At 71.9% G+C, this 14,109-nt stretch carries 11 protein-coding genes; 7 read left to right on the top strand and 4 right to left on the bottom strand.

The genetic code is table 11. The features are described 5' to 3' along the window. Positions 1 to 107: 107 nt before the first annotated feature. The gene (locus tag ACX6XY_RS23690; RefSeq protein ID WP_156726895.1) at positions 108 to 371 is read right to left on the bottom strand and encodes a WhiB family transcriptional regulator; all 264 of its coding nucleotides are present in this window, start codon (positions 369 to 371) and stop codon (positions 108 to 110) included. Positions 372 to 1,067: 696 nt separating this feature from the next. Between ACX6XY_RS23690 and ACX6XY_RS23685 the strand changes: the two genes are divergently transcribed. Genes ACX6XY_RS23685 through ACX6XY_RS23675 form a run of 3 tightly spaced genes read left to right on the top strand, consistent with a single transcriptional unit; the run spans position 1,068 to position 3,952 of the window. After that, positions 1,068 to 1,592 carry a cysteine dioxygenase gene (locus ACX6XY_RS23685; protein ID WP_460334294.1) on the top strand — a complete coding sequence of 175 codons (525 nt, stop codon included), beginning with the start codon at positions 1,068 to 1,070 and terminating at the stop codon, positions 1,590 to 1,592. A gap of 12 nt (positions 1,593 to 1,604) precedes the next feature. Further along, entirely contained in the window at positions 1,605 to 2,591 is a 987-nt protein-coding gene (cofD, locus tag ACX6XY_RS23680; RefSeq protein ID WP_460334291.1) for a 2-phospho-L-lactate transferase, read from the top strand. Beyond that, the gene (locus ACX6XY_RS23675) at positions 2,588 to 3,952 is read left to right on the top strand and encodes a coenzyme F420-0:L-glutamate ligase (protein ID WP_460334289.1); all 1,365 of its coding nucleotides are present in this window, start codon (positions 2,588 to 2,590) and stop codon (positions 3,950 to 3,952) included. The genes cofD and ACX6XY_RS23675 overlap by 4 nt, the downstream gene beginning before the upstream one ends. Before the next feature lie 84 nt (positions 3,953 to 4,036). Here ACX6XY_RS23675 and ACX6XY_RS23670 read toward each other — a convergent pair whose 3' ends face one another. The 3 genes from ACX6XY_RS23670 to ACX6XY_RS23660 all read right to left on the bottom strand — a co-directional run bounded on the left by ACX6XY_RS23670 (position 4,037) and on the right by ACX6XY_RS23660 (position 7,831). Then, positions 4,037 to 4,981: a DNA-3-methyladenine glycosylase family protein gene (locus tag ACX6XY_RS23670; protein ID WP_460334329.1), complete on the bottom strand. Its 945-nt coding sequence runs from the start codon at positions 4,979 to 4,981 to the stop codon at positions 4,037 to 4,039. A 102-nt stretch (positions 4,982 to 5,083) separates the two neighbouring features. Then, entirely contained in the window at positions 5,084 to 6,187 is a 1,104-nt protein-coding gene (manB, locus tag ACX6XY_RS23665) for a mannose-1-phosphate guanylyltransferase (RefSeq protein WP_460334286.1), read from the bottom strand. A 90-nt stretch (positions 6,188 to 6,277) separates the two neighbouring features. Continuing rightward, positions 6,278 to 7,831 carry a peptidoglycan recognition protein family protein gene (locus ACX6XY_RS23660; RefSeq protein WP_460334283.1) on the bottom strand — a complete coding sequence of 518 codons (1,554 nt, stop codon included), beginning with the start codon at positions 7,829 to 7,831 and terminating at the stop codon, positions 6,278 to 6,280. Positions 7,832 to 7,958: 127 nt separating this feature from the next. Between ACX6XY_RS23660 and ACX6XY_RS23655 the strand changes: the two genes are divergently transcribed. The 4 genes from ACX6XY_RS23655 to ACX6XY_RS23640 all read left to right on the top strand — a co-directional run bounded on the left by ACX6XY_RS23655 (position 7,959) and on the right by ACX6XY_RS23640 (position 14,045). Next, on the top strand, positions 7,959 to 8,711 hold the full coding sequence (locus tag ACX6XY_RS23655) for a TIGR03089 family protein (RefSeq protein WP_460334281.1): 753 nt from the start codon (positions 7,959 to 7,961) through the stop codon (positions 8,709 to 8,711). Positions 8,712 to 8,891: 180 nt separating this feature from the next. After that, positions 8,892 to 10,223: an LCP family protein gene (locus ACX6XY_RS23650; protein ID WP_460334279.1), complete on the top strand. Its 1,332-nt coding sequence runs from the start codon at positions 8,892 to 8,894 to the stop codon at positions 10,221 to 10,223. A gap of 219 nt (positions 10,224 to 10,442) precedes the next feature. Continuing rightward, complete coding sequence (locus ACX6XY_RS23645; protein ID WP_460334276.1) at positions 10,443 to 12,245, top strand: LCP family protein; 1,803 nt, start codon at positions 10,443 to 10,445, stop codon at positions 12,243 to 12,245. A 75-nt stretch (positions 12,246 to 12,320) separates the two neighbouring features. Then, positions 12,321 to 14,045, top strand: coding sequence for an LCP family protein (locus tag ACX6XY_RS23640; RefSeq protein WP_460334274.1), 1,725 nt, complete (start codon positions 12,321 to 12,323; stop codon positions 14,043 to 14,045). Positions 14,046 to 14,109 lie beyond the last annotated feature (64 nt).

Raw genomic sequence — 14,109 nt, 5'->3', positions numbered from 1 at the left:
TGGCCCACACTAACGGCTGGCAGACGACCGGACGGCCCGCGCCGGTGGACAACCACCGGCCGCGGGCCGTTCGTTACGGGGGAAGTGCAGACTGCGGCCTTCGTCGGTCAGACCGCGGCTTTCTTCAGTCGGCGGCGCTCACGTTCGGACAGGCCGCCCCAGATTCCGAATCGCTCGTCGTTGGCCAACGCGTACTCGAGGCATTCGGAGCGGACCTCGCAGGCGAGGCAGACCTTCTTCGCCTCGCGCGTCGAGCCGCCTTTCTCGGGGAAGAAGGACTCGGGGTCGGTCTGGGCGCAGAGCGCGCGCTCCTGCCAGCCGATCTCGTCTTCCGCGTCCTCGACCAGCAGTTGTTCGAACAGCTCGGTCATGTGCGCCCCTCGTCTGTCTGTGCAGTCCCCGTGATGCTGCCGTTACCGATTTCGGCTGAACGACACGAGTGAAATTACAAGTGTGCCGATCCGGGCCAGTCAAGCCGAGATCTGCTATTGGGCCCCTTATTCACTCTGCGGAACCAAGGGTTTGCGGAAAGTGTTCAAATCGGCCTAAACCAGGACACTTCACGCCGACCTCTCCGTACGCCCCGCCGATGACAGGAAGGACGGCTCGGACTTCGATCTCGTTGCCTGTCGCACACCGAAGCGAGCCTGATCACATTCAGGTCACAAGGTCGCAACGGCGTTTACGCGCCCGGATGCAGCCCCACTTGTCCCGCGCGCTCCATGCACAAACCTTTCGCCGCGCAGAACAACCGGATACGGTGAAACATGTCTCGCAATCCGGGCATTGGGTTGACACTGGACGTGTGAGCCGCTCTCCTTATGGGCATGCTCGCGAACCCAGCGTCCCCCCGGACCCACACCAGTGGTCCGCACAGCGCTGCCCGCATGAGCCCCCTGAGCTGTCAGGGCCGTCTGAGCTCCCTGAGCTGTCGCTGTCCCGGCTGTTGAGCCACACCCCGCTCCAGTCACCCCCCGCTCGCCCGTGATCCGGCCGCTGGCCCCTGACCTCTGGGCGACCGCTCCGCGACCTTCCCCCAGCACCCACTGCCGAGGAACCTCCGCACGATGAACAGCAGCGACAGCGACCTGCAGATCGCCGGCGACCTCTTCGAGGTCCCGCACCTCCTCAAGGCCCCCCGCGAGCACCCCGCCACCGTGGCCGAGTTCGTCGGCCTGGCCCGCTCCATCGCCGCCGACCGCTCCCAGTGGGAACACCTCGTCGAGTACGACGCCACCACCCGCTGGTACCACCGGCTGCGCACCGGACCCGGCTACGAGGTCTGGCTGCTCAGCTGGGTGCCCGGACAGGGCAGCGACCGGCACGACCACGGCCCCTCGTCCGGCGTACTGACCGTCCTGGACGGCGAGTTGACCGAACACGCCACCGACGGCGGCGCACCCGCCACCCGCACCACCCGCAGGCTCGGCAGCGGAACCCAGCGGGTGTTCGCCCCCGGCTACGTACACGAAGTGGTCAACGAGACCCTCGAACCCGCCGTCAGCCTGCACGTCTACTTCCCCGGTCTCACCGAGATGCCGATGCACTCCGCCCAGTGCTCCCCGGCCGCACGCGCTGTCAGTGCCGCCTGACACACTGCGTACATGCGCATTGTTGTTCTGGCCGGCGGCATCGGCGGCGCCCGTTTCCTTCGCGGACTCAAGGCAGCCGCGCCCGACGCCGACATCACCGTCATCGGCAACACCGGTGACGACATCCACCTGTTCGGCCTCAAGGTCTGCCCCGACCTCGACACCGTGATGTACACCCTCGGCGGCGGCATCAACGAAGCACAGGGCTGGGGCCGCGCCGAAGAGACCTTCCAGGTCAAGGGCGAACTCGCCGCCTACGGCGTAGGACCCGAGTGGTTCGGCCTCGGCGACCGGGACTTCGCCACCCACATCGTGCGTACGCAGATGCTGAGCGCCGGCTACCCGCTCAGCGCGGTCACCGAAGCCCTGTGCGACCGGTGGCAGCCCGGCGTACGGCTCATCCCGATGTCCGACGACCGCGTCGAGACGCATGTGGCCGTCGAGTTGGACGGCGAGCGCAAGGCCGTGCACTTCCAGGAGTACTGGGTGCGGCTGCGGGCGGCCGTGGACGCGCTGGCCGTGGTGCCGGTCGGCGCGGAGCAGGCCAAGCCCGCGCCCGGCGTCCTGGAAGCCGTCGCCGACGCCGACGTGATCCTCTTCCCGCCCTCCAACCCCGTGGTCAGCGTGGGGAGCATCCTCGCCGTGCCGGGCATCCGGGAAGCCATCGCCGACGCCGGAGCGCCGGTCGTCGGCCTCTCCCCCATCATCGGAGACGCGCCCGTGCGCGGCATGGCCGACAAAGTGCTCGCCGCCATCGGCGTGGAGTCGAGCGCGGCGGCGGTCGCCGAGCACTACGGCGCCGGGCTCCTGGACGGCTGGCTGGTCGACACGGCCGACGCCGACGCCGTCGCGCGCGTCGAGGCGGCGGGCGTCCGGTGCCGGTCCGTACCCCTGCTGATGAGCGACGTGGACGCCGCGGCGGCGATGGCCCGCGAAGCGCTCGCACTGGCCGAGGACGTCCGGGGCGACGCCACGCGGACCGAGGAGGTACGGGCATGACCGCCCCCGCCGAGTACCGGGTGTGGGCCGTGCCCGGCATCCCCGAGGTCAGGGACGGCGACGACCTGGCGAAGCTGATCGCCGCCGCCGAGCCCTCGCTCGCCGACGGCGACCTCGTCCTCGTCACCTCGAAGATCGTCTCCAAGGCCGAGGGACGGACCGTCGCCGCCGCCGACCGCGAGGCGGCCATCGACGCCGAGACCGTACGCGTGGTCGCACGCCGCGGGACGCTGCGCATCGTCGAGAACCGGCAGGGCCTGGTGATGGCCGCCGCGGGCGTGGACGCCTCCAACACGCCGTCCGGCACCATCCTGTTGCTCCCCGAGGACCCCGACGCCTCGGCCCGGACCATCCGGGACGGGCTGCGGGACACGCTCGGCGTACGCGTCGGGGTCGTGGTCACCGACACCTTCGGGCGGCCCTGGCGGGCCGGGCTCACCGATGTCGCCATCGGCGCCAGCGGCGTACGGGTCCTGGACGACCTGCGCGGCGGGGTCGACGCGTACGGAAATCCGCTCAGCGCCACCGTCGTCGCGACCGCCGACGAACTCGCCGCGGCGGGCGACCTGGTCAAGGGCAAGGCCGAAGGCCTCCCGGTGGCCGTGGTGCGCGGCCTGCCGCACGCCGTCCTGCCGGACGACGGAAGCGACGGCGACGGCGACGGCGACGGCGAAAGCGGACACGGAGGCGGCGGCGAAAGCGACGACGGGGCGCGCGCCCTCGTGCGGGGCGCGGCCGACGACATGTTCCGCCTCGGGACCTCGGAGGCGATACGGGAGGCCATGACCCGGCGGCGCACGGTGCGGGCGTTCCTGGACGAGCCGGTCGACCCCGGCGCCGTGCGGCGGGCGGTCGACGCGGCGCTCACCGCGCCCGCGCCGCACCACACGACGCCCTGGCGTTTCGTCCTGCTGGAGTCCGCCGCCTCGCGGGTCCGGCTGCTCGACGCGATGCGCGAGGCGTGGATCGCGGACCTGCGGCGGGACGGCAAGTCCGAGGAGTCCATCGCCCGCCGGATACGGCGCGGGGACGTGCTGCGCGACGCGCCCTGCCTGGTGGTGCCCTGTCTGGTGACGGACGGCGCGCACGCCTACGGGGACGCGCGGCGGGACGCGGCGGAGCGGGAGATGTTCGTGGTCGCGGCGGGCGCGGGCATCCAGAACTTCCTGGTCGCGCTCGCGGGGGAACGGCTGGGGTCCGCGTGGATCTCCTCCACGATGTTCTGCCGTGAGGTGGTCCGCGAGGTGCTGGAACTGCCCGGCGAGTGGGATCCGATGGGGGCGGTCGCGGTGGGGCGGCCCGCGGGAGAGGTCGGGCCGCGTACAGGTCGGCGCGCGGCCGACTTCGTCGCCGTGCGCTGACCCGCCCCGGCAGCCCCTGGGCCCTGTCTTCAGACTCCCGTCTGCCTCGCCCTTCGGGCGACGACGGGAGTTTGAGGGCAGGGTCTAGAGGCGGGCGATGTCGGCCTTGGGCATTTTGGGGGTACGGCGGGGCGGGGTGCGGCCGGAGAGGAGGATCAGGCGGGCAGCGCGATGGCGCTGGCCCGCGTAGGGGCGCAGGAGGTCGAGCATGGCCGCGTCGTCGGTGTGGCGGGCGCCGGTCAGGGCGTAGCCGACGATGCCCGGCAGGTGCAGGTCGCCGACCGTGACCGCGTCCGGGGCCCCGTGGGTGCGCTGCACCGTCTCCGCCGAGGTCCAGGGGCCGATGCCGGGAATCAGTTCCATGCGGGCCTGAGCCGCGGACGGGGACAGGTCCGCGGCCTCCTCCAGACGGCGGGCCGCGCGCACCGCGCGCAGGATCGTCGCGGCTCGCTTGTCGTCGACGCCCGCGCGATGCCACTCCCAGGAAGGGATCAGCCGCCAGGTCGCGGGTTCCGGCAGCACATGCATGGCAAAGGGCGCGGGCCCCGGCGCCGGTTCGCCGTACTTGCGGACCAGGAGCCGCCAGGCGCGATACGCCTCGTCCGTGGTGACCTTCTGTTCGAGGATCGACGGGATCAGCGATTCCAGGACCAGGCCGGTCCGGGTGAGGCGCAGTCCGGGGCGGCGCTTCAGCGTCGCGGCCACCAGACGGTGGCGAGGCACGAACGCCTCCGGCGTGTCCGACTGGCCCAGCAGGTACGGAAGCCGGTGCAGCAGCCAGTCGGCGCCGGGGCCCCAGGCCGCGCCCTGAGCGCCGCCGTCGGGCGCCGCCGTGACCCGTAGGGTGCCGGGCCCGTCCGGCGTACGGCTGGCCCGCCACACCGCACCGTCTCGGGTGATCCGGAACGTGGGGTCGGCGGGCCCCCGGCGCAGCGGGCCCAGCACCAGGCGCAGGTCCAGCGGACCGGGCGCACGCCAGTCACGGGTGGGAGCGAAGCGGCCAGCCACGGATCCGAGTCCTTGAGAGATCTGGAGAGGTCTGAAGAGGTCTGGAGGGGGGTCTGGAAGGGGTCTTCTGCAAGGGGTCTGAGGGAGTCTAGAGGGCGTCTCCAGACCGTACTGGACCGCGCCCTACTGGTCCGACGAGAAGCGGATACCGGCCGCTGGCAGTACGGCGTCGCACCAGACCCGAGCCCCCTCGCGCAGCTCGTTGTCCGCGCCCACCGTCGCCCCGTCCCCCACCACCGCGCCCGACAGCACCGTACGCGCCCCCACCCGCGCCCCGGCCCCGACCAGCGAGTCCGTGATGACGGCGCCCGGTTCCACGACGGCGCCGTCCAGGACCGTACTGCCCGCGACGCGCGCGCCCGCGCCGATGACGGCGGCCGCCCCGACGACCGTGCCCTCGGTGAGCTTGGCGTCTGGCGCGACGGACGCGTCCGGCAGGACCAGCCGGTCCCCGCGGCGTCCGGGCACCGCGGGCGACGGGGCGCGCCCGAGCACCAGGTCGGCCGAGCCGCGCACGAACGCCTGCGGAGTGCCCAGGTCGAGCCAGTAGGTGGAGTCGACCATGCCCTGGAGGTGCGCCCCCGACGCGAGCAGCTCGGGGAACGTCTCGCGCTCGACCGACACCGGCCGCCCCGCGGGGATGCGGTCGATGACCGAGCGGCGGAACACATACGCGCCCGCGTTGATCTGGTCGGTGACGATCTCCGCCGCCGTCTGCGGCTTCTCCAGGAAGGCCGTCACCCTGCCGGAGGGGTCGGTGGGGACCAGTCCGTACGCCCTCGGGTCATCGACCCGTGTGAGGTGCAGCGAGACATCCGCGCCCGAGGTCTCATGGGTCGCGACCAGGGCGGGGATGTCGAGCCCGGTCAGGATGTCGCCGTTGAAGATCAGTACGGGTGCGTCCGGACCCGAACTGAGCCGGGTCGCCGCGTTGCGGATCGCGCCGCCGGTGCCGAGCGGCTCCCGCTCGGTGACGTACTCCAGGCGCAGACCGAGCGACGACCCGTCACCGAAGTACGGCTCGAAGACCTCGGCCAGATAGGAGGTGGCCAGGACGATGTGCTCGACGCCCGCCGCCCTGGCCCGCGCCAGCTGGTGGGTCAGGAACGGCACACCGGCGGCCGGGACCATCGGTTTGGGGGTGCGGACGGTGAGCGGGCGCAGGCGCGTCCCCTTGCCGCCGACGAGGAGGATCGCCTCCGTGCTCGCGGTGTTCGCCCTGGTCAATTGCGGTCTCTGCTTCCTGCCGGGGCCCAGAGTGCGGCCGGGTGGAGTGTCCCCGGCCGCACCGCCCCCAAGAGCCCGTCGGGCCGGACGTCACCTGCCCTGGAGCCGGGCGGAGGTGCTCCGAGCCGTGCCGAGCTTCCCGTAGAGCCGGCTCCCCGGACACTCGGTGGCGAAGCCGTCGCGGTGACCGGAGATCACGTTGAGGCGGACATTCTTCCCCTTCCTGTGGAGATTGCTACCCCCGGACGTGATATATGTGCGGCCTTCCGGGTTCCTGCCGTAGAGGCCGAGCTTCCACGCGGTGAGCTTGGCGACCGCGCGCACCGCGGCGGAGGGCGGATTGCTGTTGGTGTACGTGCCGAGGACGGCGATGCCGGTGCTGTCGTGGTTGAAGCCGAGGGTGTGGGCTCCCATCACGGGCTTGGTGACGCCTCCGGCGCGCCCCTCGTAGACGTTCCCGCACTTGTCGATGGCGAAGTTGTAGCCGAAGTCCCGCCAGCCCAGGCTCACCGCGTGGTAGCGGTAGATCGCGCGGAGCATCGAAGGGGCCTGCGCGCAGGTGTAGTTGTTGCCGGTGGCGGTGTGGTGGACGAAGGCCGCCTTGACGGTCCTCGTGTAACGGAAGGCGCGCTCGCGGATCCGCTCGTCCGCGCCCCAGCCCTTACGGGTGATGATGCGCGGGCGCGGCCCGATGTACGGCGTCCCCGCGACCTCACCGCGGGAGGCGACCAGGTCCGCCACGGTCTCCTCCCTGCTGAGCGCGGGGATGACGGACGCGCCGAAGGGGGCCAGTTGCGCGTTGACGGCGGAGCTGGCCGCGGTGTTGGCGGTGAGCGCCATGACGGCGTCGGCCGGGGGGCCGTTCTGGATCTGCGGGTCGTCGGCGGGCACCGCCTGGAACGGGGTGTCCGCGCCGGGGTTGACGAGTTCGAGGCGCAGCCCTTCGGGGAGCCGGGCGGCGTGGCCCGGCGCGCGGCCGGACGCCCTCGCCGTGTCTCCTGTCGTGTCCCCCGCCGCGTCTCCTGTCGTGTCCCCCGCCGCGTCTCCCGCCGTGTCTCCCGCCGCGTCCCCCGCCGTGTCCTCGGGCGCCTGCCCGGCCTCGACGCGGACCTCGACGCCGTCGGACTCGCCCACCCAGAGCGGGGCCGTGGCCCCGCGCCGCCCGTCCGCCTCGTACTCGGCGGTGCCCGGATCGGCGGCGTGCTCGCCGTGGTGCGTCTCGACGTCCTGCCAGTCGGACCAGTCCGTGGTTCCGGTGGCGCGGGTCCGGACCTGGACCCGGCCGTGGAGTTCGGCGTCCGGGTCGTCCCAGACGACGCCGACCAGCGAGAACGGCCGTACGTCGCGGGGCGCGATGCCCTGCTGCCGCTCGGCGCCGCCGCCCAGGGCCCGGCTGCCGGGGCCGAGCGGCACGAGCCGCAGCGACTCGGTCGATCCGGCGACGGAGTCGGCGGCGTCCGATCCGGAGGCGTCGGCGGCGTCCCATCCGAAGACGGCGTCATCGACGCTCGCGGAGGGTGCGGAGATTTCGGAGACGGGGGCGGCGCCCCGGACCGCCGCCTGCGCTCCCGCTGGCAGAGCCAGCGGCAGGGCGAGGGCGGCGGCGCAGGTGACGCCGATCGAGGAAGCAAGGAATCCACGCATGGCGTCGATCGTGGAGGCAACCAGTCCGCTTCGCATATCGGGGAACTGACGGTGCGCCGGTTTCGGCGGCGCGTCGCGTTCCGCGCCCCGCGCACCCGCGCTCGGGCGCGCCACGTACGCTGGCCGCGTGAACGCGACCGACCGCACCCCCGCCGACCTGCTGCGATCCGCGCTCGCCGCGGACCCTGGCCGCCCCCTGGCGACCTTCTACGACGACGCGACGGGCGAACGCGTCGAATTGTCCGTGGCCACCTTCGCCAATTGGGTGGCCAAGACCGCCAATCTGCTCCAGGGCGACCTGGCCGCGGAGCCCGGCGACCGGCTCGCGCTGCTGCTGCCCGCGCACTGGCAGACGGCGGTGTGGCTGATCGCCTGCTCGTCGGTGGGCGTGCTCGCCGACGTCGGCGGCGACCCGGCCGACGCCGACCTGGTCGTCAGCGGTCCCGACTCGCTGGACGCGGCGCGGGCCTGCTCCGGTGAGCGTGTGGCGCTCGCGCTGCGTCCGCTGGGCGGCCGGTTCCCGCAGCCGCCGTCCGGCTTCCTGGACTACGCCGTCGAAGTGCCGGGCCAGGGCGACCGCTTCGCCCCGTACGCGCCGGTCGATCCCGGCGTACCGGCGCTGGCCGTCGGCGGCGGCGAGCTGACCGGCGCGGAGTTGGTCGCGCGGGCCGAGGCCGACGCGCGAGACCTGGGTCTCGCGCCGGGCGCGCGGCTGCTGTCGGCGCGGCCGTACGACAGCTGGGAGGGGCTGTCCGCCGGGCTCTACGCGCCGCTCGCGGCGGGCGGGTCCGTGGTGCTGTGCCGCAACCTCGACCAGCTGAGCGCGGACGGCCTGGAGAAGCGGGTGGCGAGCGAGCGGGTCACGGTGACCGTGCGCTGACCGCGCTCCGGGGCGCGAAGTCCACCCGTCCGGCGCACGGGGAACCGGGTCCGCAGGCCCGGACCGCGCGCGGGCCGCATTGTCGGTAGCAGTACGCCGTATCCGTGGCCGTCACCGCGCGCCGTAGCGGGTGCGTGGTGACGCGGGTACGGCGACACCGCACGCCGTACGACGCTGCCGATGCCAGGAGTGGACGCCGACGTGACCGACACCGCGGGCACGCCCGCCGAACCGGGTGAACCGGCCGACGACGCGCCTGAACCGGCCACGCGCCCAGAGACGAACCCGGCCCCCGACGCCACACCAGACCCGGACCAGGCCCCAGACCAAGCCCCAGACCCGGCCCAGGCCGCAGACCCGGCCCAGGCCCCGGCCCCGGCCGCACGCCCCGAACCAGCGCCCCGCAAGCGGCGCCCGCCCCGGCACTGGCTGCGCTGGACCGCCCTCGCGGCCGCGGTGATCGTCCTCGCCGCGGCCGGTGTCACCTGGGTCCTCTACAAGAAGCTCGAAGGCAACATCACCGAGGACACCGGCGCCGCCGCCGAACTGGAGCGCTACGAGCGCGAGCGCCCCGCCCCCGCGACCCACGACGCGCAGAACATCCTGCTGATCGGCTCCGACACCCGCTCCGGCAGGGGCAACAGCGAGTACGGCAGAGACCGCGGCACCCAGCGCTCCGACACCACGATCCTGCTGCACCTCGCGGCCGACCGGCGGAGCGCGACCGCGGTGTCGCTGCCCCGCGATCTGATGACGGACATCCCCAGCTGCCGCCGACCCGACGGGTCCCGCGCCCAGGCCCGCTTCGGCCAGTTCAACTCGGCGTTCGCGGTCGGCGGAGCGGCCTGCACCATCCGTACGGTGGAGAAGCTCACCGACATCCGGATCGACCACCACATGATCGTGGACTTCCGGGGCTTCAAGAAGATGGTCGACGCGGTGGACGGCGTGGAGGTCTGTCTGCGGCACCCGATCGACGACCCCGACGCGCACCTCAAGCTCAGCGCCGGAAAGCACAAGCTCAACGGCGAACAGGCGCTGGGCTACGTACGCGCCCGCAAGACCCTCGGCAACGGCAGCGACACCGAACGTATGGACCGCCAGCAGCGGTTCCTGGCCGCGCTGGTCAACAAGGTGCAGAGCACCGGCGTACTGCTGAACCCGGTCAAGCTGTACCCCGTACTCGACGCGGCCACCTCGTCGCTGACCACCGATCCCGGTCTGGCCAGCCTCACCGACCTGTACGACCTGGTGCGCAGCATGCGGGACATCCCCACCGACCAGGTGCGGTTCCTGACCGTCCCCCGTCAGTCGTACGTGTACGACCCGAACCGCGACGAGCTGGTGCAGCCGGACGCGGGGCGGCTCTTCGACCGGCTGCGCGCGGACGCGCCGCTCCAGGTACGGCCTTCCACGCCGGAGCCGGACGAGGAGGCGGACGGCCCCTCGCGCACCCCGTCTCCCGCCCCGACCTTCCGCGGCAACACCGCCGATCGCTCCACCTGTGAGTAAAGCGCTCACCAAAACCCGGTACGGGCAGAGCCGGGAAAGGGACGTATTGCCCGGTTGTAGGGACGGGCAAAGCGTCACCGCCGTCGCTCGGCGCTGACCTGGCCGGATAGGGTGAGCGATCCGGTGCGCCCGGCCTGTCGGTCGCGCACCGCAGGACCGAGTGACGGGCGCCTTGGAGGGGAAGGCGCCGCGTGGCCCAGACGGAGGACTCAGGCAACCGTGGACGCGCAAGGCCGTGGGCGGGCGGAGCACATCGACCCCGCAGACCAGTGGGTACTCAATCCGGACACCGGCGACTACGAACTGCGACTGTCCCCCTCCACAGGGCGATCGGACGTGCCTGGCCCGCGCGGTTCCGGTGCAGGCGCCCGTACGGCCGGTGCGCCCCGGCAGCGCACCGCAGCGCCGGGGCGCTCCACCCCGCAGCGGGACGCCCCCGGACGCCGCGACCCTGACCGGCCGGGGCGTGAGACGCCGGGACGTGAGGTGCCGGGCCAGCGCGGTCGCCGCCGTCAGGACGCCGCGGGCCCGCCGGGACGCCGTAAGGCCAGGGGCAAGGCCAAGCAGTCCAAGGGCAAGAAGGCGCTGAAGTGGACCGGCATCGCGCTGGTCGTGTCGCTGGTCGCGGGCGCGGGCGGCGTCTACTGGTACTACCAGTACCTGGAGAACAAGATCACCGCGATAGACGACGACGGCGCGGGCACCGGCGGCTTCAGCAAGGACCGGGCGATCAACATCCTGATCATCGGCACCGACAAGCGGACCGGTGCGGGCAACGAGGGGTACGGCGACGCGGGCAGCGAGGGCCACGCCGACACCACGGTCATGCTCCATGTCTCCAAGGACCGCTCCAACGCGACCGCGTTGAGCATCCCGCGCGACCTGATCACCGACATCCCGGACTGTCCGACCACACAGGAGGACGGCTCCACCAAGATCATCCCCGGTTCGCCGCGGACCAAGTTCAACGAGAGCCTCGGGCAGCTGGGCCGTACGCCGAGCTGCACCATGCGGACGGTCACCGAGATCACCGGGATCACGCTCGACCACTTCATGGTGGTCGACTTCAACGCGGTCAAGACGCTGTCCACGGCGGTCGGCGGAGTGCCGATCTGCCTGGCCAAGGACGTCAACGACACCAAGTCCCACCTCAAGCTGCCCGCGGGCGAGCACCGGGTCAAGGGCGACGACGCGCTGGCGTTCGTCCGTACGCGCAACAGCTTCGGCAACAAGAGCGACCTCGACCGCATCAAGCAGCAGCAGCAGTTCCTCGCTTCGCTGATGCGCGAGATGAAGTCAAAGGGCACCCTCACCAACCCGCTGAAAATGAACAAACTGGCGAAGGCCGCGGTCGAGGCACTGACCGTGGACACGAAGATCGCCAAGCTGGACAGGCTCACGGCCCTCGGCATGGAGCTCGGCGAGACCGAGACGAAGAACATCACCTTCACCACCGTGCCGGTACTCGACAACCCCGCCGAGAAGGTCAAGGCGACGGTCGTACTCAACGAGGCCAAGGCCAACCCACTGTTCGCCATGATCCGCGACGACGTCTCGCTGACCGAGGTGGAGAAGAAGGACAAGGCCGCCAAGAAGGCGGCCAAGGCCGAGGAGGCGGCCAGACTCGAAGGCCCCAGGTCCGAGGCGTCCGAGGTACGGGTCAACATCTACAACGGCAGCGGCAAGCAGGGCGCCGCGCAGTCGACGCTCACCTGGCTGCAGACCCAGCAGGGCATGAACAAGGCCAGCCAGCTCGGCAACGCGGCGGAACCGTTCGAGAAGACCACTCTCGAATACGCCGAAGACCAGGCCGACCAGGCGCGCAAGCTCGCCGACGTGATGGGCCTGCCCGCTTCGGCGCTGCGGCCCGGCGAGGGAGAACTGACCGCACAGGGGCTGCCCGCGATGGTGCTGACCCTGGGCTCGGACTACGAGGGCGCGGGGAAGCCCCTCACGGCGCCGTCCAAGGCGCCGAAGGATATTCAGAGGGTGGAAGCGGACAAATCCGTTTGCGCTGAGTGACTCTCACCGGTCGCTCCCCGCCACAAGCGGGGACGGCCGGGGCGGGGGACGGCCGTAGCTCGGGGAGGGCATGGCGTGGGGCGAGGCAGTGCGCAGGCACAGCAGAGCAGGAATCGGGGCGGGCACGGGGCCCGTGCCGTAGACCGGGACCAGCCGGACGCGCGCGGGGGCGGCGCCGGGGAGTCGGGGGCGAAGGGCGCGGGCGCGCCGCCGTCGGCGCGGGGAAGACGCCTCGGGGCCAGGCCCCGACGCCGTAAGGGCCGCATACTCCTGTGGGTCGCGGCGGTCACCGCGGCGGTCGTCCTCGGCACGGCCGGAGGCGGATACCTCTACCTCCAGCACCTCAACGACCGGATCAAGACCTCGCCGATGCCCGACGAGGACGGCCGCGCCGCCGCGCACACCCCCAACGCCGCGGGCCAGACGCCGCTGAACATCCTGCTGATCGGCTCGGACGCGCGGGACTCCGAGGCGAACCAGAAGCTCGGCGGCGCCAAGGACACCTTCGGGGCCCCGGCCAAGGCCGACGTGCAGATGCTGCTGCACCTCTCCGCGGACCGCAGCAACATGTCGGTCGTCAGCATGCCGCGCGACACGCTGGTGCGGATGCCCGAGTGCCGGGACCCGGAGACCGGCGACGTCATCCCGCCCACCACCGGCCGGGTGATGACGAACCGGAGCCTCGGCCGCGGCGGGCCCGCCTGCACGGTCGCCGCCTGGGAGCAGCTGACGGACATCCGTATCGACCACTTCATCAAGCTCGACTTCGCCGGGGTGGTCACGATGGCCGACGCGATCGGCGGCGTACCGGTCTGTGTGGACGCCAACATCTACTCGCACACCAGCACGGGCAAGGGCTCCGGGCTGAAGCTGGAGAAGGGCACCACCAAGGTCAAGGGCGAGCAGGCCCTGCAGTGGCTGCGCACCCGCTACGGGTTCGAGGACGGCACCGACATCGCCCGCGCCAAGGCCCAGCACATGTACATGAACGCCATGGTCCGCGAGCTGCGCGAGAACGCGACCCTGTCCAACCCCGGCAAGCTGCTCAACCTCGGCCGGAAGGCCATCGACGTCCTGGAGGTCGACGAGGGCCTCGACACGGTCAACAAGCTCGTCGACCTGGGGAACGAGCTCAAGAAGGTCAAGCCGAAGCGCATCTCGATGACGACCATGCCGTGGCAGTACGCGATCGTGGACAAGAACCGCGTCGAACCCAAGCCGGGCGAGGCCGAGCAGCTGTTCCGGCTGATCCGCGAGGACATCGCGCTGGACGGCAAGGACAAGCCGAAGAAGAAGCCGGAAGCGACGCCGGAGAAGCTCTCCGACGACCCGGCCGCGGCGCCCGCGGAGTTGGGCGTACTGGTCCGGAACGGCACCCGGACCGACACCGAAGCCCCAGTACGCGGCCGGGCGACCGCGGTGGCCGGGCTCCTGGCGGGCAAGGGCTACACGCTGGCCGCGGCGGACGCCGGGACGGCGCCGGGCCAGGAGAAGACGGGCATCAGCTACCCCACATCGGATCTGGAGGGCGACGCCCAGGCGGTCGCCAAGGCCATCGGCCTGCCGCTGAGTTCGGTGCGGCGGTCGACGGACGTCACGGGCGTCACGCTCGTCGTGGGCGCGGACTGGCGGGAGGGCGACGCCCTGCCCAAGGCGTCCGATGAGTCCGATGAGGAGGACAGGGCCGACGACAAGGCGCCGGAGTCGGCGGAGCTGCGCAACGGCGCGAACGACAAGGACTGCATGCACGTCGACCCGTCCTTCACCTGGGAGAAGGAGCCAGGGCAAGAGCAGGAGTAGGAGCAGGAGTAGGACTAGGAGCAGGAGCAGGAGCAGGAGCAGGACGCGAGCAGGAGCAGGACGC

Source organism: Streptomyces sp. O3 (assembly GCF_054788135.1).
This window is presented reverse-complemented; position numbering and strand designations above follow the sequence as displayed.